This is a genomic window from Flavobacterium sp. UBA2787 (assembly GCA_002352205.1).
Classification (GTDB): domain Bacteria; phylum Bacteroidota; class Bacteroidia; order Flavobacteriales; family Flavobacteriaceae; genus Flavobacterium.
The window spans coordinates 136,224-157,320 of record DEHZ01000016.1 but is presented as its reverse complement, the minus strand read 5'-3'; the positions used below and the strand labels follow the sequence as shown (position 1 = coordinate 157,320).

Below are 21,097 nucleotides of genomic sequence, written 5' to 3'. Positions count from 1 at the left end.
TGTTTTCTAATCTTTAATCAAACCACAACGTTACTACCCAGAAATAACCATATAAATCAATATCGTGTTTTCTAATCTTTAATCAAACCACAACCTTAGGCACTTGTAAATTGTTCATCATGCAAATATCGTGTTTTCTAATCTTTAATCAAACCACAACTTAGAATCGTAAGTTTCTAAACTTGCTCTCAATATCGTGTTTTCTAATCTTTAATCAAACCACAACTTGTTTATTTTGTCAAGTTGAATCGGTGTCAATATCGTGTTTTCTAATCTTTAATCAAACCACAACTGTAAGGTTTGTTCAATTCAAAAGTACCGTAATATCGTGTTTTCTAATCTTTAATCAAACCACAACATTCCTAATATACCTGCAACTTGTCTAGCTAATATCGTGTTTTCTAATCTTTAATCAAACCACAACTTGACCGTTTGATTCTGCTGTGCTTACAAAATATCGTGTTTTCTAATCTTTAATCAAACCACAACGTAGTAATTGTACCTAAATCGATTAATGTAATATCGTGTTTTCTAATCTTTAATCAAACCACAACTCACAAAAACGAAACAACAACGCAAATGAAAATATCTTACCCTATAATTTTTAATTAAACTACAGAATAAAGCCCCTGCTTCTCTGCTGATTCTATCCGTTCTCTTCAGTTGTGATTTGGCTGTTTAACGTTACAAAATCTTTATGTCAAAGAACAATGAATAAGTTATTTCAAAATTATTTTGCCTGAAGCTGAAATTGTAAAATCATAATCTTGAACTAAACAATCAAACGAATTTACTCCAACCTTAATCCAAGGATATTCTTTATGATTCCCAATATTTTTTCCACCTTTCATTCCTGTTTTTAATCCCATAGCTTCTGTAATTTCCTTCTTTTCTCTTGCTTCAATGTGATGTAATAATTTTATTTCCGCAGATTTTTCTACATCAATTTGGGTAATTTGAAATAATCTCTCTAACAACATTTTTGATGACATATCTATCAATTCATCTTTTGATTTATTATAAATCAAAACCATTTTACCCTTTGTTAAAATATATTTTAAAGGTAAATTTTTATTGTCTTTTTCTGGTGCTATTGGATACATATCTTTATCCGAATTACTCAATTTGAAGTAATCAGCAGCCCCCATCATATTTATTAATAAATGACTTCTCTTGACTTTACCTTTTGAATCATTTCCCTCGTATAATGCCATACAATAGTTTCCGTCATTTTGGCCATATATTTTTTGCTTATGCTCGTGTCGAGATTTTGATAATAAACTATGCTCTTTTATTTCTAAAGGATTTTTTACAGAATTAGCATAAATTCTAACTTTATTGATTGGAACTTGTTTCTCTTCGTTCATCCAAACTATTCCATCAATTTTATTTTTTTGTTGTGCATTTGAGGAAAGCAACAGCACTTTATTCGCAACTGCTTCTTTTACTTTTTCTTTAACGGTTTCATCAACAATACTTTCAATATCATTGGCTTTTAAACTTTCTAAATCTTTACGAATAACATAACGAATTTCTTCTGTATTTAATGGGTTTTTGATTGCACCATAAATACTATCTTGATGCAAAGAACCTCTAATAGTGTCGCCTTGTTGAAATCTTGGAATTTTTTCTCCTTTTTCGTTTAACTTATAGATCACTTTTCCATTAGCATCTTTTTTTGGTATTGCCTTTCCTTTTTCATCTCTTTCTATTTCTGCTACATATTGTTTTTTCCCACGAACTCTAAGTATCTTTTTGGATTGCTTTTTAACATTATCGGGCGTATAATGTGAAACCAAAATTTCTTCTTCTATTTTTTCTAAATCTTCTTTAAAGGTTTTCCAAGGTTTTGATGCAGCAAGTATTTTTTTAGCCTCAGGAATTTGCTCTTTATCTTCTAATGTCCAAGCGTGAGCCAAAACATCATATTTGTCTTTGGTCATACAGGCAATAGTAATCGCATCAATAGTATGATGTGTGTGTTTGCTTCTGTCTTTATTTTTATAATGTTTGAATCCGTTTTCATCCTGATAGCTTTCTTGTATTCCCCATATTTTTCTAAATTCTGCTACCATTCCACCTTTTACACTTTCTACTCTTTTGAAATAGGATTTCAAATAAGCTTGCGAATATTTCGTTATAATCCCAGTATCTGGAATTTGGCTGTTCTTAAAGCCTACTTTTGGTTCTGTCCAAATAAAACGGTCGTACTTTCCTTGAAGATAATCTCGTTTTAATGATAAAAAATGTCTTTTTCTAATTTTTCTGTCTTTGTCTTCTTTGGTTGATGCGGACTTTATAGAGCGAGACAAACCCTCTATAAGATTGTCTATTTCTTTTGCTTGATTTTCCCAATGCTTAACTCTTTGTAATATTTCAGAATGGTTTGATAATTCAATAGGCATTTTTTGTTTTTTAATCTCCCTATTAAAATGCGGACTACAAAGCGTTTTGTTCATTTGTGAATTATCTTGAGAAATACTTCTTGGAATAGTGTGTTCAATGTCATAAGCAGGATTACTTCCTATAATATCACAAATACTAATGTTTTTTCCTTGTTCATAAATTTCACATTTCCCTTGTTCAATCCACAATTGATATCTTAAAATATCATCTTCAGTTGGTTCAACTTCTTTTTTACATTCTTCGAAATATAGTTTCTTAATTTCTTTAATGGCTTCTTCTCTGAATTTTTTATTTTCATTTTGATAATCCTGAATTCCTTTTCTTTTGTTGGCATCGTTTAACTCACGGGCCATTTCTATATGAATTCGTGTATTTTCATCAACATGACCATCAAATATGAGCGTGTTCAGCACTTTTCTCAACTGGTGCAAAGCTCGCATTGCCATTGGGTTTTTAATTGAATTTGTCAATGGACTTCCTAAAACCACTTTTTCATTTCCAAATTCATCTTTAATAATTTTCCTTTTAAAGACTTCAATATCTGAAGGATGATAAAGCTTTTTCAGTCTTTTTGGATTACTACAAAAAACTTCACCGTCTTGATTTTCTCCTGAAAGAAATTCCAAAACTTTTTCATCCAATCGTTTTACTTTTATGAATTCCTGCTTTTTTAATTGCTCAATAAAAATTGGAAATACCTCATCAAGAATAGCTTTTTGTTCAGATTCGTTTTCAATGGTTTGATTTTTATAAAATAAAACTAATTTGCTGGCTAAATCACTCTTATAAATGGATTCTGCTTCTTTGGAGTAATATTCTTCTTTTAGTTTACAATCTTTAATAAGTCCATTAATTATTTCTAATTGACTTTTTTCAAACGTATAATTTTCAACTATTTCAGCAATTTGAGTTTGAATGTATTTTCGTTGAAGTTTATCATTCCAAATATCCTCGTCAACAATGTTTTCGATGTTTGCCATAAAAACAGCGTGAGAATACAACAATCCTTCTTTGATGTAAGGAAGAATTTTATTAATTGCAGACAAACTTAAACTTGCAAAATCTTTTTTCAATTTGATTTTGCTGAAAGCTTTTGCGTTTTTATCATCAAAACCTAGTTTGCCTTTTGCATATTCATATAAATAATCATCCGAAGTTGCTACTGATAGTAAATGCCACAAATCTTTGTAATCAACTGATTTTATTATCTCTTCTTTTTTAGCATTTAAAGTTTTGTAAGTGAATGTTTTTGTTTTCCAATCTTCTCCGGTCACATTTTTTAATGATGCAGAAACTTGACAAGCAGAAACTGTATCAGTTGGTTTGTAATTGAACCAATAAAAATAATCGCTCTTTTTAGAAGATTTATAAAATCCAAAACTCGCACCTTTTTCAATTAATTCTTTAGCTAAAACTTCAAAATTGAAATCATTTTTTCTGTAAAATTTCGGAACTAATTTTAATTTTTCTTCTTGTGTAAGAAAACGCAATGTTTTTTCGCTTTGAGTTCCAATTTTAATCGTATTCAAATAGGTCCACATTCTGTATTCTTCAAAATCAGGATGTGAAATTGCACAACGAGATTTACTTGTTTCAAAGGAACATTTTCCAATCAATCCTTTTTGAGATTTCAATGGTCTTTGAAAAAAAATAGCTCTGTACAAGTCTTTTGCTAAACCAGTAAATTTCTTTTCTGGAAGTTTTTCATTTTCATCAATTCTTTGAATTCCTTGAACTTTACAAATTGCTATAAATTCACTCAAATAATGTTCTTCTCTTGAAGTATATTGATTTCTAATTTTTCCTTTGTTGTACAGACTAAAAAAATACTGACCTAAAGTTTTAAAGTTTCCATCAAGCATAGCTTGTGAAATATCTTTAATTTCACCTTTCACTTTTCCTAAATCTTCTTTCTTATTTAATCTGGTAATAAGTTCTTCTTTACAATTCACAATGTCACTTTCATTCTTTTTAGCAATTGCTACCAAAGAATTATAAAGAGATTTCAGCTTTTTCTCGCCTTCATCCAACTCTTTTTTAAAACCTCCTTTTTCTGTTTCATCAATAATTCCAAGATTAATAAAGTAATCCTTTAAATCATTTAAAATTGAACTTGAATTATCTAAATCCTCAATTAAAATTTGTATTTGAGGATTATGCTCTTCAAAAACTCCTTCGGCTGTTTGATCTAAACGATTGCTCAAAAAACCTCTTCGTTGAGCAATATGATACAAAGCTCTTCCAAGTTCATACAATGCAACTTTTTGTTTACTTGCTTTATCTCTGAAAAAATAAGGATTAATATTTTCATCTTCACTAGTTCGCAGCCATTTTATAAATTCAGGTTTTAGCGGATAATTTTTAAAACTAGATTTTTTCCATTCTTCAACTTCTTCAATCGATAATGGACACATTCCGTTTGCTGAAAGAACTTTCAAGGTTTCATATTTTCTTAACTTTCTGCGATACTTAATTTTTCTTGCACTTCTATAGCCGGTTCGCTCAGCTGCACGAGAACTTTCAATACCCTTTTCAGACTTTACTCCCTCAGAAAATATCCTTACACCTTTCTCAACAAGAGAAAAATCAACACCTTCTCTATCCACAATAGCCCACCCAATACTATTAGTCCCCAAATCCAATCCTAAAATTCTTGCCATAATAACCTGTTTTTATACAATTTCTAAAAGTAATAAAAAGAAAATTAACAATTTTACGGAAATCCGTAATCCAACTAAAAAAAGTTATTGTTATATTTGCAATAGATAATTTTATTCTAATCTTTAATCTTATCACAATAAGGCTATATGCCGTAGATGAAAATCTTTAGTCCTGCTTCGGTGGGACTTTTTTTGCATAAAAAAAACACCCATTATGGATGTTTTTTTTACTATTACTCCCCTTCATAAATCCCAACCGTCTCCAACAACTCCTTCTCAAACAAATAAATATCATCAATGCTTTGCAACGGTTGTTTGGTTTCGGTTTTGTTTTCATGAAACAGGCCTATGTATTTTTTGCTTCCGTTGAGGTGTAAACGGCATAAAGGTTTGCGGTTATTGTCGTCTAACAGAATACCAAAATAGGATTGCGTGTCGCGGTGAACAATGCGTTCTACAGAAAGTTTTCGGCGTAAAATGGCAATCACAATGCGGAAAGCATCCAACTCTTCCTCTGTGGTGGTGATACGGTTTTCATCTTCAAGAGCTACCTCAATTTGCTCTTCTTTTTGTTTTTGAGCTTCTTTGTTAAGAGCGGCATTCAATCGGTCATTGATCTTTTCACTGATAAATTGGTTAAAACCTTTTTGAACCAATTCTTTAAATTCTTCTACTACTTTTTCAGTCAGCCTTCCGGAATAGACTTTGTTAGCAAACAATTTGACAAACTCCGCAGACGGATTTTCAAGTTCGTTGTCTATTTGCTTTTTGATTTCTTTGGTATATTTGAGCGAACTTGCGTTGTTTACAATCTTGTTCACATCAAAAGTCATTTTGTGAAACTTGGCGATTTCGCTCACTACATTGTCTTTTAAATTGGTGATTTCAAATTCTAAAAATGGCTTTTCATCCATTTTGTTTGTGTGCTCTAAATCGGTAAAAAATTGATAGTGAATGCCGTTTGTTAATAACGAGAATCGTGTTTTGGTGACATGAAAATAGCGAAACAATTGCGAGTTGTGCACCGTTAGTTTTTCTTTCCAATTTTTACATTCGATAATCAAAATCGGGTCGCCATTCTGAAAAATAGCATAATCTACTTTCTCGCCTTTTTTTAAACCTAAATCGGCAGTAAATTCAGGAACAACTTCGGTCGGATTGAATGAATCATACCCTAAAATATTAATAAAAGGCAATACAAAAGCGTGTTTGGTCGATTCTTCCGTATCAATTTTGTCTTTTAGCAGATTGATTTTTTCGGCTAAAGCTTTGAGTTGTGGTTGTATTTCCATCATCATCTTATTTTTTATTCTCCAAAATACTCGATTGGTTCGTCTCCACTTGTCTAATCACTGCGGGTCTGATTTCAATTAATTTCAAATCTTTTTCTTCGATGGTGCGGAAGTTTTTGTAATAAGCTAACCAACCTGTTACGGTTAATTCGGTTTTACCGTTTTTGGTGGTTGAGTCAAATTTGGGTTCCACCAATAAATCGGCGTTGTTTTCATTTAATAAAATTCGGATAATTTCATTTTTGGCATTAGACAACAACTCCATGTTTTTAATCACCATCGTTTTGGTTGATTTCTGCGGAGCAATTTCTAAATCAGCGATAACGGGTTTGTGAATTACGCCAACGCCGGAAATATCAATTGATTTTGATGTGCCTGATTTAATTGTTTTACAAGAAACAATAGCGAATGAGCTTAATACAATAAGTAATAATTTTGATTTCATTTGATAATTTTTAAAGATTAATTAGCCAAACTTAAACACATTCAAAATCACTATTTTACGGATTCCCGTAAAACAGCTCAATTTATTTCACTTTCGCTTTTTCAACGTACTTTTTAATTTGAGTAATGGCTTTTTCGCAACCTTCAGGATGGCTGTACATTTCGCTCACGCCAATTACTTTTTCACTTCCCATCGAACGAAGGATAAAAAAATAGTCTTTGCTTGGCGAAACACGAAGTTCATAACTTTCTGCATACACGCCATTCATTCGTACAGATAGAATTTCTCCAAGGCAACTTTGTTTAAAATCGTGTTTAGTACCCGTGAGCAATACGCTTCCTTCTTCAGATACCAGTTCATAAAACCATATTCCGGACTCGTTTTGTTGAATAATAAAGTGTGGCATTTGTTGGGGTTTGGGTTAAATTTCTCCAAAAATAAGCCGAAAAGAAAGAGGTGTTTTACGGGAATCCGTAATTGAAGATTTTTTTGTCTCTGTAGGTTGTTGGTTATCTGTTATTCGATAGCTAGAATTTGAAGTTTAAAATCTCAATTTTATATAGAAAAATTATTAATTTCTGTGTTTTCTAAGAGAACCATAAAAGTCGCAGTCACAGTTTTTCAGTCAAAGTTTAATTAAAAGTTGTTCAGATGAAAATGTTTTCCGAACGAATCACTTTTAATCCATTATAGCTAAGCAATCAAAATCTGTAAAAATCTGCGTTTAGCTTTAGCTAATCCGTTCGATCCGTGTTCCCATACCAGTTAGTGTTCAGTCGCAGTCTCAGTTTTCAGTCTCAGTTTAGCAAAAAAAGTTATTCAAATGAAAATGTCCTCCGAACAATCCCTTTTAATCCAATATAGCGAAGCTATCAAAATCTGTGAAAACCTGCGTTTAGCTTTAGCTAATCCGCTAAATCCGTGTTCCATTGAGAGTAAGTTGTCAGTCGAAGTAATCAGGAACAGACAACAGAAAACCAAATCAAATAATCCCCAAATCCTTAGCAATCGCTACCAAGTGCACAGGATTATTCGCTTTGAAAAGGATTTTTAGTTTTCCTAATCGTTTTTCAATAGTGCTTTTGCTACAGGGTTTGATGCCTTTTTCTTTAAACACGTTTTCCATTTCCTCTTGAGCGATTCCATAAGAAAGGTACTTAAGAAGATTAATGTCAAATTCGTCAATTTGCGAACCGGTTTTGTTTTGTAAAACATGATGCACTTCCGGTGAAATATAGGTTTTGTTTTGGGCTACCGTTTTAATGGCTGTTTTGAGTTGGTATAAACTTTCTCTGCCTTTGAGTACAAATCCATCAATGGTTAATTTTTCAAATAATGATTTAATACGGTATTCTTTTTCTTCTACAGAATACACAATCACTTTAATGTTAGGTTGAATGGCTTTAACGGCAGCAATCAACTGTTCTCCCGAAGCCAATTTGCTTTCCCGACCATCTTCTTTGAAAGATAAATCGGTAATCAATAGGTCGAATGGCTCGTTATCAACCAATCCTTTTTTGATTTTTAAGAATGCTCCTTCGCAATATTTGTCGTGTAAATATAAGTTGAGATGAAGTTCGTTCAACACATGTTGTACCGCTAGGCTAATTGAATCGAGATCTTCGGCTATTAAAATCTTTTTGAACATACGCAATTATTTAGGAATGACTACTGTTACTTTAAATCCTTTTTGAATAGTATTGTCAAAAGTAATATTTCCTTTAACGGCTAAAATACGGTTTTCCGCATTTTGTAAACCTGACTTGCGTTGTTGCGTGTTTTTTAGTCCAATTCCATTGTCGGTGTAGGTTACCGATATGTTTTTCCTATCCTCCGAAAAGTCAATAATCACAACGGTTGCTTCACTATGTTTTTTGGTGTTGATTAAAAATTCCTGTAGCACTCGTTGCAAGGTGATCTTTTTCTCGGGGGTTATTTTTTGCCAATGGATTGGCTCGTTTACTTTTCGGATTACATTTAAATTAGTATCGCCATATCCGTCAATCATTCCAAATAAATCGGGTTCATAATTTTCATCGGTTCGGATGTCGCTGTTTTCTTTTGAAATATCACGAGTACGTTGGTAAATGTGTTCAAGATTGTCTAGAAGTGCCTCTTTTGAAATCGGATTTTCCAAGTTTTGGGTTTGTGTAAAGGTCATCGCAGTAAAAACATCGTTGGCTAATTCGTCGTGGATGCGTTTGGAAATTCGGGTTTCGGTGCGGTAGGATTGCTCTTGGATTTGTCGCTTTCTTTTTTGATTGAGTGCATAAATATAATAGGTTGCACTTAGTACTGCAAACGAAAACACAAACCACATCAACAAGTTTCTGTTTCTGGTTTTTTCCAGTAATAATTCTTTTTCACTATTCGCTTTTTCAAGCTTTAATAGGGCTTGATTTTTACGAAAGAAATCATATTTAATTGAGGCAAATTGGTTTTTTGCAAGTTGTCTCACTTTACTAATGCTATCCGATAATTGTACATAGTTTTCTAAATGTGATTTATCGTTTTCAATTTGATACAAAAGTTTTAATACAACCAATTGGTCATCGGGATTGTTGATTTTTTTAGCTTCCTTTAGGGCAGTTACCAAAAATGAAATAGCTTTATTTTTGTCTCTTTGGGCGTAAAATTCTCCTAAATTATAGTTGCTGGTCACTAATCCATTGTGGTCTTGAATGGAGGTGCGAATTGAAAACCCCTGATTTAAAAAATCGATCGCATTAAGGTTTTTCATTTGCCATAATGTGAAGCCATAATTATCTATCACCCGAGCTTTTGTTTCCTGATTTTGTTTTACAGCATCGAGACTCATGAGTGCTTCAAATTCACTTTTCGCAATCGTATGTTCATTCATCAAATTGTACACTACCGCCCGATTATTTTTATAGATGGACTGGTTGAGTTTGTCGTTTGACAAAAGAATGGCTTTGCTGAAGAATTCAATGGCTTTTGCATAATTGAAAAGTTCTTGATGACACATTCCAATTAAATTGTAAGCTTCCGGAAGATAAGTTGTGTCATCAGCTTTTAAAAACGGCAGGGCTTCGGTGGTAGTTGCTTCACATCCATTATAGTCGCCGGAGATTTTTTGCAGTTGAGCCATCATGAGTAAATTGTACGCAACATTTAGGCTGTCTTGCTTTTGTAAAAAATCTTCTTTGGAAAGGTTGAAATAATAAAAAGCACTGTCTTGCATTTGCTTTTCCAGGAAAGTTTCTGCTTTTTTTCTGTTTTGATAACCCTTTTCAGAATGGTTCTTTTCGGTTTTATTCATTGCAGTTTTTTCGCAGCCGTTAAAAACAAACAAGACTGCAAATAAAATCGGGAAACAAAAAGATAGTTTTCTTTTCATTTCCCGAATTTACAAATTTCTATTTACAAAATAAGATTGTCTAGAAATTAACCTCCAACTCCCGGTGGTGGAGGTGGTGGTGGTTTAATTTGACCAAAACCACTCTGACCTCCGGTGTCATCTGCCGCTACAGACATGCTTTGTTCTTCTACATCGTCTGCCGAGCAAGAAGTAAAAAGACCCAATGCTGTACAAAATAGTGATATAAAAAGTATTTTTTTCATGATACTGAAATTTAAAATTGAACATGGATTTTGCTGTTCGGTTTTTTAAACCAAATGAGCGTTTCGGATTTTATCCGATAAGAAATGAGTACTCAATGAATTGTTGGGAAGTAAAGTGTGCTACAACAAAACCGTCTTGGTATACTTCCCTGATACAATTTCAGTTCTGTTGAGCGACACTTTTTTTGAATCTGTTTTGTACATTTGTTCCAATTGCAGGTTAGAACAAAAACAAATTCTGAAGCAAAGGAATGTGGTTTTTGTGGTAGTGTTGATAAGGAATTCCGATAATTCCGATGAATTCCGATAGTTCCGGAAAAATCTAAAAAAATCCGAAATTCAATTTCCTTTTTTATGAGAAAAAATACTTTTAAGGATTACAAATTAGCCATAAAAGAACAGTATGGTCTTTGTAAAATGGATGATGTCAGTGGTATTTTGGCAAATCCTACACCTGCTCAGTTGCGTACATTGTGTTTGTTACTAAGTGATAAAGGTTTAAATAAAAGTGATGAAGAAGTATTTCGAATTTTCTTTGAACAGAATGAAAATGAAGCGTTGAAAAGAGCGATTAATAGAATAAATATTGATAAGTTTAAGACGATAATTTCTTTTTTAAAAGGAGAAAAAGATATGGATAATCCTACTCGGATTGAAATAGCGGCCATACTTGTCAGTTTTATTGAAAGGCCTTATAAAGTATTTTCAACAAGCGAAAGTTATAAATTTTTAGAAGGTGATTTAATGGAGCCTGATAAACCAACTGTGCCTGAGAATGGCGGAAAGAAGGAAAATGGGAGTTACAAGAAGAGAGGTTTCATTTTTTGGATAGGAAAAAATAAATTCATCACCATTTTTCTAATTATCGCTTCGCTTTTGGGCGGATTTTCGTTATCCAAATTTGTGTTCACTGATAAGCAATGCATGCAATGGCAAGTGGATCATTATGAAGTAGTAGAATGTATGGGTCATAATAAAAATTCCTCAAAAAATCCCGTTATTCCATTGGATAAAAGTTTATTGAATTTTAGAAAAATAGAAGTGAATGACACAACAACTTTTTTTAATAAACAGGGAAAGCCTTTGTATTGGTATTGTAAAGTAAACGGTAAGCCGGAATTTTTTAATTCGCTAGGGGATGGTTTTCATCCTGAGACTGGCGGGCAATTGAAAAAGGTTAGTGCATATATTATTTCAAATTATGTGGAGCGGAAAAAATAGTAACAATTTTATTTTCAGAAACTTATTTGTTTGTTAAATATCAAGCAATTCAGCAAGCAATTTTGAAGTGATATAGAAGTTTTAATTACTATTATATTTTGGAAAACGGTATAGTTGGGATATGATAAGTTTATTAACTGGATTAGATATTCTAGGTAAAGCTAATGGTAAAAATTAGAATTAATAAAATTTCAATTCCAAAGAACATAATGGCTTATGATTACGAAAGCTGTTTTTGAATTTTAAAAAAGTCAATGAAAAGCGTTTCCATTATTGGCAGCTTATCGCCTTTGGTAGTGTTAGAGTTTTTATCAACTGGTACTAGATTTCATATTAAATCATTCGAAACAAAGGCATGGTGATGAAATGATCTACTGTATATTTATCTGTTATTGTAAGAATGCAATCTCTCGTTCTGAATTCTTTAAAAACTATAGTACTGAGGAAGATATTTTTTTTTAATTGTGTGTCATTACGAAATCCTCACCCTAATTTCCATCACATTATTTTGAAGTTTTCTGATTATTCCTTCTAAACTCTCCGAAGTATAATTTGTGGGTTTTTAAATTTAATCTTTACAAACTACCAACACATTTCCATATTTGTGAAATTCTGGAAAATTTGACTTTATAGGGTTTATAATTTTCTCTTCTTTTTTGTCGTAGAATGGCTATCCGCTATATTCAAACAGGTAATGCATTGTCGAAGCAAAATCCTTTGAAAGTGAAAAAGTTTAATTGCTTATCTTTACGATAGTTCTACTAATTTAATAAATCCGAAAGTCATGAAAGAAACACACAAAATAACCTTCCAGTTTATTAGCGAACCTACCGACGTGAATTTTGGCGGTAAAGTGCATGGCGGTTCGGTGATGAAATGGATCGACCAAACAGCGTATACCTGTGCAAGAACATGGTCTGAAACCTATTGTGTGACAGTTTATGTGGGCGGAATCCGTTTCTACAAGCCCATTAACATTGGTGATTTGGTAAAAATTGATGCATACATTATATTGACCGGAAAAACGAGTATTCATATCGCTATTGATGTGTACTCGCGAAAACTCAACGAAGAATCATTTACCAAAAAAACACATTGTGTGATTGTTTTTGTATCAGTTGACAGCGATGGAAAACCATTACCGGTAAAAAAATGGGTTCCAAAAACCGATCATGAAAAGCAATTGGAGGCGTATGCGTTAAAATTGAAGCAACTTCGTGTGAATATCGAGAATGAAATGCAGACTTTTATTAAGTAAATTGTATTATACGAAAAAGATTTCCGTCTCAAATTACTAGAAGTAATAAGATATTGAAAATTTTATGATTATGAAATCCTATCTTTAATTTCCATTACATCATTTTGAAGTTTTCTAATTATTCTTTCTAAATTTTCGGAAGTATAATTCTCCGGTTTAAAATTCTCCCGTTCAATACTACCCACATATTCCCAGATCTCAGCAATCTCCGAAAATTTCACATCATACGGTTTATAAAAAGTATTATCGGAATTTAATGTAAAGATATTTTTCCCATTCTTATTCAATCGCTTGTAAACCATTTCATTATTAGTAGTAATCACGATATACGTTTTTCCATCTACTACATCACCCAACTTTTCAACATATTTTGCAATGATAAACGACTTACTGTTGTGTGGTGGCATAGAATCACCATCAACAGGAAACGTGCGGTATTTTTCGTTTTTATTGAGCCAAGGAAGTGAAATGTGTTCGAGTTGCGACATAAACGTAAAATCAGCATAACCGCCTGCGGCATAACCGGCTTTGGCTTTGTGAGTAATTATTTCAACCAAATTTTGTCCGTCACTATTCACCGTAATAGGCAACACTATACGGTTGTCTTCTAACCGAACTAAATCGTCAATGGAGGTTTTTCGTAAATCCACCGTTAAAAGCAAATCAATACTAATGTGGTAATACCTCGAAATAATTAGCAACGTTTCTGCCGGTGGTGTGTTCTTACCGTATTCGTATTTCTTATAACGATCCAAAGGCAACTTCATTCCGTCCGCAGCTTCCTGTTGCGACAAGTTCTGCTTACTTCGCAACCATTTTAAATTGTCGGAAATATACAACATATGTTAAAGGGATTTTAAGTCACTACAAAGATAATTATTTTAGGGATTAAACGTCCTAATTTTGTAAAATAATTTCAACTTCAAAAATTCAAAACACTATGTCACGTGCCATCGTTCACATGGATTTAGACACTTTTTTCGTCTCTTGCATCCGATTAGAAAGCCCACAATTAAATGGGATTCCACTAATTGTAGGCGGTGGCGAAAGAGGAGTCGTGGCTTCTTGTTCGTATGAAGCTCGTTATTTTGGAGTACGCTCTGCCATGCCAATCCGAATGGCAATGCAACTATGTCCACAAGCCAAAATCGTAAAAGGCGACATGGAATTGTTTTCAAAAAAATCACATGAAGTTACCCAAATCATTGAAGAAAATTCACCACTGGTCGAAAAGGCAAGCATAGATGAATTTTACCTCGACATTACGGGAATGGATAAATTTTACGGCTGTTACAAATGGACGAATGAATTAACCCAAACCATCACCAAAGAAACCGGATTACCTATCAGTTTTGCGTTATCCGTAAACAAAACCGTTTCTAAAATTGCCACAGGTGAAGGCAAACCCAACGGCAATTTGGAAATTTCGGAAAGTATGGTAAAGCCGTTTCTAAATCCGTTATCCATACGAAAAATACCCATGTTGGGCGAAGTGACTTTTAATTTACTTTCCCGACTTGGCATTCGCAACATTGAAAAATTAGCCGAAACACCTGCGGAAGTACTGCAAAGTATGATCGGCAAAAACGGATTGGAAATCTGGAAAAAAGCCAACGGCATTGACAATGCACCGGTGGAACCGTACCGAGAAAGAAAATCACTTTCCACCGAGCACACCTATTTGCAAGATATAATTGATATTAAAAAAGTACAATCCTTAATTTTAGGAATGGTAGAAAAACTAGCCTACCAAGCCCGAGCAGAGCAATGGTTAGTTTCAACGGTAGTAGTCAAAATTCGCTATGCCAATTTTGATACGGAAAATGTACAACGTAAAATTGCCTACACGTCTTGTGACCATGTTTTAAGCAAGATAGCCATTGAGTTATTCAACAAGCTGTACAATCGTCGTATGCGAATCCGATTGGTTGGCGTTTCCTTTGCCGGTTTAGTGCGTGGAACCTATCAAATCGACATGTTTGAAGATACCGAAGAAATGATCGCCTTATACCAAGCGATGGATAAAATCAAAAACCGATTTGGCTATGATGCAGTGACCCGTTGTGGCGGAAGAAACATTACCTCCAAAGCAGGTAACATCATTTCTAATCCCAGAAGTCAATCAATCATTCCAAAATCAAACAATACAGACTAATGTACCTCAATTGCCATTCCTATCATTCGTTGCGTTATGGTACAATTCCACTACAGGAATTAGTGGAACAGGCAGTATTGTTTGGTGTGACGGCTATGGCATTAACGGATATTAATACGGTAACCGGCATTTATGATTTTTATAAAGCCTGCCAAGCAGTAAACATTAAACCGCTCGTTGGAATTGATTTTCGCAACGAGGGAAAACAACTCTACATCGGTTTAGCCAAAAACAAAAAAGGCATTGCAGAAATGAACCGATTAGTAACCAAACACAATTTCGACAACACGCCACTACCGGAAAAAGCACCTGATTTTGAAAATACAATAATCATTTATCCGTTTGATTCCATTCCGGAAACGTTGAATGAGAATGAATTTATTGGGATTGCACCGGAGCAACTTCCCAAGTTATACAACTACGTTTGGAAGCGAAGATTGAACAAAATGGCCATCTTGCAAACCGTAACATACAGAACTAAAAAAGAATACAATCTGCATAAAATCCTTCGAGCCATTGACCTAAACATACTTGGTTCAAAACTCACCGAAACCGATTATTGTAAAGTAACTCAAGTGATGATTCCGTTAGAAAACCTTATCGATAAATACACTGATTATCCACAAATCATTGCAAACACAAAAGCCATTATCGACGCTTGTAATTTTGAATATGATTTTTTCACACCAAAAAATAAAAAACACTTTACCAACAACCAACAAGAAGACAGTGCCTTATTGATCAAACTGGCTTACGAAGGAATGATTCGAAGATATGGCTCTAACAATCCCGAAGCCAAAGCCCGAGTAGAAAAAGAATTGAAAGTCATCAACGAATTAGAGTTCAGCGGTTATTTCCTTATTACATGGGATATCGTTCGCTACAGCATCAGCCGTGGATTTTTACACATCGGGCGTGGGAGTGGAGCCAACAGCATCATTGCTTATTGTTTAGATATTACTAATATCTGTCCACTCGAACTTGACTTGTATTTTGAACGTTTTTTAAATGTCAATCGAAAGTCACCTCCCGATTTTGATATTGACTGGTCGTGGCGGGAAAGAGATACGATTCTAGATTATATTTTTTCAAAATATGGTGCAGACCATGTGGCATTTTGTGGGACGAATGTAGAATTTAAATACCGTTCCATTTTTCGTGAAGTAGGGAAGGTATTTGGTTTACCCAAAGAAGAGTTGGACGAATTAGCCAAAAATCCAATGAAAACCCATCATAAAAGTGAAGTGGTGAAGTTAGTGCAAGAATACGGTATCTTACTCGAAAAATATCCTAACCAACGCAGTATGCATTCGTGTGGCATTCTTATTTCCGAAGAACCGATTACCAATTTTACTGCTTTGGAAATGCCACCTAAAGGATTTCCCATTGTTCAGTTTGATATGCATGTGGCGGAAGACATTGGTTTTGATAAATTTGATATTTTAAGTCAGCGAGGTATTGGTCACATCGATGATACGGTGAAACTGATTAAGCAAAATCAAGGCATTGAAGTTGATATCCGAGATACGTCGTTATCCAAAGACGAAAAAATTTGTAATGAACTATTGAGTGAAGGCAAAACCATTGGCTGTTTTTACATAGAAAGTCCTGCCATGCGTGGTTTACTGAGACGATTAAAATGTGATAATTATAAAGTATTAGTGGCCGCTTCCTCCATCATACGTCCGGGAGTTGCCCAATCAGGAATGATGAAAGAGTATATTTTTCGCCATAATTATCCTGACCGTTTTGAATACTTTCATGAGGTGTTTAAAGAACAGTTGGGAGAAACCTACGGCATTATGGTGTATCAAGAAGATGTTATTAAAATTGCTTTGCATTATGGCGGACTTCCGGCTGCTGATGGCGATATTCTTCGTCGTGCGATGAGCGGAAAGGGACGTTCTAAAGCCGCGTTGCAAAAAGTAAAAGACAATTTTTTTGATTGTTGTAAAAAGCAAGGACATCCTGAACAATTAAGTCAGGAAATATATCGTCAAATTGAATCGTTTGCCGGTTATTCTTTTTGTAAAGCACACTCTGCTTCGTATGCGGTTGAAAGCTATCAAAGTTTATATTTGAAAACCTATTATCCGATTGAATTTATGACGGCAGTTATTAATAATTTTGGAGGGTTTTACAGAACCGAAGTGTATGTGCACGAAGCTCGAATGTCCGGTGCTAAAATCCATAATCCTTGTGTCAATACAAGTGAGTATCAAACCACGGTATATGGTAAAAATATCTATTTAGGCTTTCAACATTTGAAGAGTTTGGATTTAAAAACAGCTGAACTTTTGGTAAATGAACGCATAGAAAATGGTTTGTATATTTCCTTGGAAGATTTTATCAATCGAGTTCCGATTGGTATTGAGGGAATTCAAATCTTGATTTTTATAGGAGCATTCCGATTTACAGGAAAACCCAAAAATGAATTGCTAATCATTGCAAGATTAATTTTAATTAACTTTAAACCCGAGCATCGTCATTTACTTTTAATTCGGGAACCAGTTAAAGAGTATAAGTTGCCGATTGTGGAGCGTTCGCCTTTTGAAGATGCCTTTGATGAAATTGAATTGCTTGATTTTCCGGTCTCAGTTACGCCTTTTAATTTGTTGCAAACTAAATATCGAGGAGACGTTATGGCACGGGATTTGACTAAACACCACAAGAAAACCGTTCGGATGTTGGCGTATTTAATTTCCCGAAAACACGTGCCCACCAAACGAGGCGACATGTATTTTGGAACGTGGATAGATGCAGAAGGCGATTTTTTTGACACCGCTCATTTTGCTGATTGTCTTCAAAAGTATCCTTTTAAAGGGGGAGGATGTTATTTGCTTCTTGGTCAGGTGGAGGTGGATTATCATTTTCCCACCATCACCATTTCAAAAATGGAAAAGATGCCATTTATTCCCGATTCTCGTTATTCGGCAACGGATGAAAAACGTTTTCAAACACAGCAACAAATTCGGGAAGATGTAAGTATGACGCACCGAGCACCGTATCCTCAGGAACACGAAATTAATTTGCCACGACAAAAGATGAAGCAAAACTAAACAATGAAAAAACAAGAATTTGCCATAGTAGATATAGAAACCACCGGTGGTTATGCTGGTGGTAGTCGTATAACGGAGATAGCCATTCGGATTCACGATGGCGTTAGTGTCATTGAGAGTTGGGAATCATTGGTAAATCCGCAACAACATATTCCGCCTGCTATTTTTGCGTTGACAGGGATTGATAATGAATTGGTCAAAGATGCACCTATTTTTGATGACATTTCAGAAAAGGTGTTGGAACTATTAACCGATAGAATTTTTGTTGCTCACAATGTCAACTTCGATTATTCCTTTGTTCGTCATCAACTACAAGAATCCGGATTCAAATGGACGGCTACAAAATTATGTACGGTTCGAACCGCCCGAAAAATAAAACCAGGATTGCCTTCATATAGCTTAGGTAAACTTTGTTATTCGCTCGGAATTCCACTACTCAACGCTCACCGTGCCGGAGGTGATGCCGATGCGACTGCTATCTTATTTTCAAAATTAGTAGAATGGGATAGTGAAGGTGAAATATCAAAAATGATAAAGAAGACGGCGGTAGATCAGCGTTTGCCTCCGAATTTACCACCTTCCGATTTTGAACAATTACCGGAAAAGCCGGGCATTTATTATTTTTATAATTCCGAAGGAAAAGTAATTTATGTTGGAAAGGCTATCAATCTAAAAAAACGGGTGGCGTCGCACTTCACAGGACATAAAATTACAAAGCAACGACAACTTTTTATGCGGGATATTTGCAGTATTTCGTTTGAAGTTTGTGCAAATGAATTAATGGCGTTGATTTTGGAATGTACAGAAATCAAGAAGTTGTGGCCAATTTATAATATGGCTCTCAAACGGTTTGAACCTAAATTTGGATTGTATCAATATACCGCTCGCAATGGTTATCATTATTTAGCCGTTGGGAAATTACCTAAATTTCATTCTTGTCTTGAATCCTTCAGTAGTTTATATGATGGTTTTAACGTATTGCGAAAGTTAGCAGAACAATTTGAAATCGACCATCGCTTTTGTAATTACGGTGCGATTAATGATGGAGAGATGCATTCTAAATTCAGCACCACAGATTTACCGGATATGGAAACACACAATGTCCAAATTGAAAATGCGGTAGATTTTTTAATCAGTAACCGACCCACTTTTGCCATTATTGATAAAGGACGAACTAACGAAGAAAAAAGTTGTATTTGCATAGAAAAGGGTCACTTTTATGGTATGGGTTATATTGCTACTGAGGTAGGAATAACTGAATTATCTGAGATCAAAGAATATGTGACGCAGTATAAAAGCAATAGTTATATTATGCAGTTGATTTATGGGTTTGTGGAGAGGTATCCGGGGAAGGTGAAATTAATGTGACAATTAATCAATGTGGCTATGTGTCAATTGGTTGGTGTGTCAATTTGACTAAATAACTTGACCCAAAAAAGTGTCTTCATAAATTTGAATCTTATAATTAAAAATTTATAAATAAAATAGATAAAACCTTTGTAAAGTGATGAGCTTGACAAAGGTTTTTTTCTTATTTTAATCTTATCCGATTTTAACAGATGTCATCGTTAAAGAACCAGCAACAGCTTTATCATTAAACAGACTTATATTGTCGTTTTCCTCTTTTAATGCTAATGAATAAAGCAATGGTAAATAATGTTCAGGTGTTGGAATGGCTAAGTTGAAGGCTTTCCCCTGCGAGCGAAAGTTGATAAGTTGTTTGTGGTCTCCATCCAAAATGTATTTTTTCATTTTTTCGTTTGCTTCAATCGCCCAATCAAATCCGAACTCTGGAGCATTTAGTTTGTCCCACGCCAACATCCGGAGGTTGTGAACCATATTACCGCTTCCAATCACTAGAACTCCTTTGTGACGAAGTGATTTTATTTGTTGTGCCAATTCATAATGATATTGAGGAGATTGACTATAATCGATACTCATTTGAATTACCGGAATCTCTGCATTGGGATATAAATGTTTGATTACACTCCACGCACCGTGATCCAGTCCCCATTTATCATCCAGACCCACTTCTGTTGTGGTAATGAGTGATTTTGTCTCTAATGCCAAATCAGGGCTGCCCGGAGCAGGATATTGTACGGCAAACAATTCTTTAGGAAAACCACCAAAGTCGTGAATCGTGTTTGGGTTTTCCATTGCGGTTACAAATGTTCCTTTTGTTTCCCAATGTGCTGAAATACATAAAATTGCATTTGGTTTTGGAATTTGCTTTGCAATATTTCTAAAACCTGTTACAAATTCATTTTCTTCAATAGCATTCATCGGACTACCGTGACCTAAAAACAACACGGGCATTTTAGCCGTATTGCTCAAGGGTTGTGTCATTTTATTAAGTTCGTATAGTTTCATGGCTGCGGCTGTTAATGGCACTGTTGCCACTATTTTTAAAAATGTTTTTCTGTCCATTTTACGTTGAGTATTCGTCTTGCACTTTCTGAAGCACATACTAAACCTGCGGCAAGCATTATGATGTCTTTGATGACAAGTCTTCCCGCACCTGATAAATAAGGGAAACCATAGTGTGGAGTTGGAAAGTCTCCACCCAAATTAGGGACATACACTTCGGGCGTAGTAATTAAAAAGGTTAATGTCACTATTGACATTCCGAAAGTCAATAGACCACCAATTAAACCAATTTTTGCGAACCAAATACCAAGAAGAGTGAATATTCCAATGATGACAATGACAGTTCCTAAAACGTAAGAGAAGAGGTAAGTTCTGTTTTCTTTATGCCAATCAATGTTCTTTTGCACAGTTTTCCCTTCAGGGTTTTTATAATCAATGTACTCCGGAGCTTCTTTTACATAGAAGAAAGACATTAAAGGACTATTTGCCACAAAAGGAACAATGCCGTCTGCTTCGTATTGATAAACTTTTAATCCGCCAATCCAAGCCATCACAACGAAAATCGAAATTCTTGTTAGATTGATGAATTGCGACTGACTATTAGCTAAAAAGGTAAGTAGGTTTTTCATATAGTTTTAAATTATAGTGTTTT

The 21,097-nt window shown here is 34.4% G+C and carries 15 protein-coding genes and 1 CRISPR repeat array; of the genes, 5 read left to right on the top strand and 10 right to left on the bottom strand.

The features are described from left to right. Positions 1-58: 58 nt before the first annotated feature. Positions 59-554: direct repeats of the CRISPR family, unit length 36 nt; unit sequence AATATCGTGTTTTCTAATCTTTAATCAAACCACAAC. Between the two features lie 165 nt (positions 555-719). The 7 genes from cas9 to B4N66_RS15905 form a co-directional block, all read right to left on the bottom strand. Then, positions 720-5,066: a type II CRISPR RNA-guided endonuclease Cas9 gene (cas9, locus tag B4N66_RS15935; protein ID WP_291096165.1), complete on the bottom strand. Its 4,347-nt coding sequence runs from the start codon at positions 5,064-5,066 to the stop codon at positions 720-722. Between the two features lie 233 nt (positions 5,067-5,299). After that, positions 5,300-6,361 carry a type I restriction endonuclease gene (locus B4N66_RS15930; protein WP_414654168.1) on the bottom strand — a complete coding sequence of 354 codons (1,062 nt, stop codon included), beginning with the start codon at positions 6,359-6,361 and terminating at the stop codon, positions 5,300-5,302. A 4-nt stretch (positions 6,362-6,365) separates the two neighbouring features. Next, positions 6,366-6,803, bottom strand: a complete 438-nt coding sequence (locus B4N66_RS15925) for a hypothetical protein (protein WP_291096163.1) — start codon at positions 6,801-6,803, stop codon at positions 6,366-6,368. A gap of 82 nt (positions 6,804-6,885) precedes the next feature. Further along, complete coding sequence (locus B4N66_RS15920; RefSeq protein ID WP_291096161.1) at positions 6,886-7,209, bottom strand: YegP family protein; 324 nt, start codon at positions 7,207-7,209, stop codon at positions 6,886-6,888. A gap of 576 nt (positions 7,210-7,785) precedes the next feature. After that, positions 7,786-8,451: a response regulator transcription factor gene (locus tag B4N66_RS15915; RefSeq protein ID WP_291096160.1), complete on the bottom strand. Its 666-nt coding sequence runs from the start codon at positions 8,449-8,451 to the stop codon at positions 7,786-7,788. 6 nt (positions 8,452-8,457) lie between these two features. Next, positions 8,458-10,083, bottom strand: a complete 1,626-nt coding sequence (locus B4N66_RS15910; protein WP_291096159.1) for a tetratricopeptide repeat-containing sensor histidine kinase — start codon at positions 10,081-10,083, stop codon at positions 8,458-8,460. 125 nt (positions 10,084-10,208) lie between these two features. After that, positions 10,209-10,385, bottom strand: a complete 177-nt coding sequence (locus B4N66_RS15905; protein WP_291096158.1) for a hypothetical protein — start codon at positions 10,383-10,385, stop codon at positions 10,209-10,211. 354 nt (positions 10,386-10,739) lie between these two features. Here B4N66_RS15905 and B4N66_RS15900 point away from each other — a divergent pair, with 354 nt between their 5' ends. Further along, the gene (locus B4N66_RS15900) at positions 10,740-11,606 is read left to right on the top strand and encodes a hypothetical protein (RefSeq protein WP_291096156.1); all 867 of its coding nucleotides are present in this window, start codon (positions 10,740-10,742) and stop codon (positions 11,604-11,606) included. Positions 11,607-12,390: 784 nt separating this feature from the next. Next, positions 12,391-12,864 (top strand): acyl-CoA thioesterase, encoded by a 474-nt coding sequence (locus B4N66_RS15895; protein ID WP_291096154.1) that lies wholly within the window; start codon positions 12,391-12,393, stop codon positions 12,862-12,864. 68 nt (positions 12,865-12,932) lie between these two features. Here the strand turns inward: B4N66_RS15895 and B4N66_RS15890 are convergent, their stop codons facing one another. Then, positions 12,933-13,706: an XRE family transcriptional regulator gene (locus B4N66_RS15890; protein WP_291096152.1), complete on the bottom strand. Its 774-nt coding sequence runs from the start codon at positions 13,704-13,706 to the stop codon at positions 12,933-12,935. Positions 13,707-13,804: 98 nt separating this feature from the next. Here B4N66_RS15890 and dinB point away from each other — a divergent pair, with 98 nt between their 5' ends. The 3 genes from dinB to B4N66_RS15875 are packed head-to-tail and all read left to right on the top strand — an operon-like array spanning position 13,805 to position 19,446. After that, entirely contained in the window at positions 13,805-15,019 is a 1,215-nt protein-coding gene (gene dinB, locus B4N66_RS15885) for a DNA polymerase IV (RefSeq protein WP_291096150.1), read from the top strand. Further along, positions 15,019-18,078 (top strand): DNA polymerase III subunit alpha, encoded by a 3,060-nt coding sequence (locus B4N66_RS15880; RefSeq protein ID WP_291096148.1) that lies wholly within the window; start codon positions 15,019-15,021, stop codon positions 18,076-18,078. Before dinB ends, B4N66_RS15880 begins: the two co-directional genes overlap by 1 nt. A 3-nt stretch (positions 18,079-18,081) precedes the next feature. Next, positions 18,082-19,446, top strand: a complete 1,365-nt coding sequence (locus B4N66_RS15875; RefSeq protein WP_291096146.1) for an exonuclease domain-containing protein — start codon at positions 18,082-18,084, stop codon at positions 19,444-19,446. 174 nt (positions 19,447-19,620) lie between these two features. On the opposite strand, the gene ygiD is transcribed toward B4N66_RS15875, so the two are convergent. Then, on the bottom strand, positions 19,621-20,505 hold the full coding sequence (gene ygiD, locus B4N66_RS15870) for a 4,5-DOPA dioxygenase extradiol (protein ID WP_414654166.1): 885 nt from the start codon (positions 20,503-20,505) through the stop codon (positions 19,621-19,623). Then, positions 20,484-21,074: a DUF417 family protein gene (locus B4N66_RS15865; RefSeq protein ID WP_291096144.1), complete on the bottom strand. Its 591-nt coding sequence runs from the start codon at positions 21,072-21,074 to the stop codon at positions 20,484-20,486. Before B4N66_RS15865 ends, ygiD begins: the two co-directional genes overlap by 22 nt. Positions 21,075-21,097: the final 23 nt, after the last annotated feature.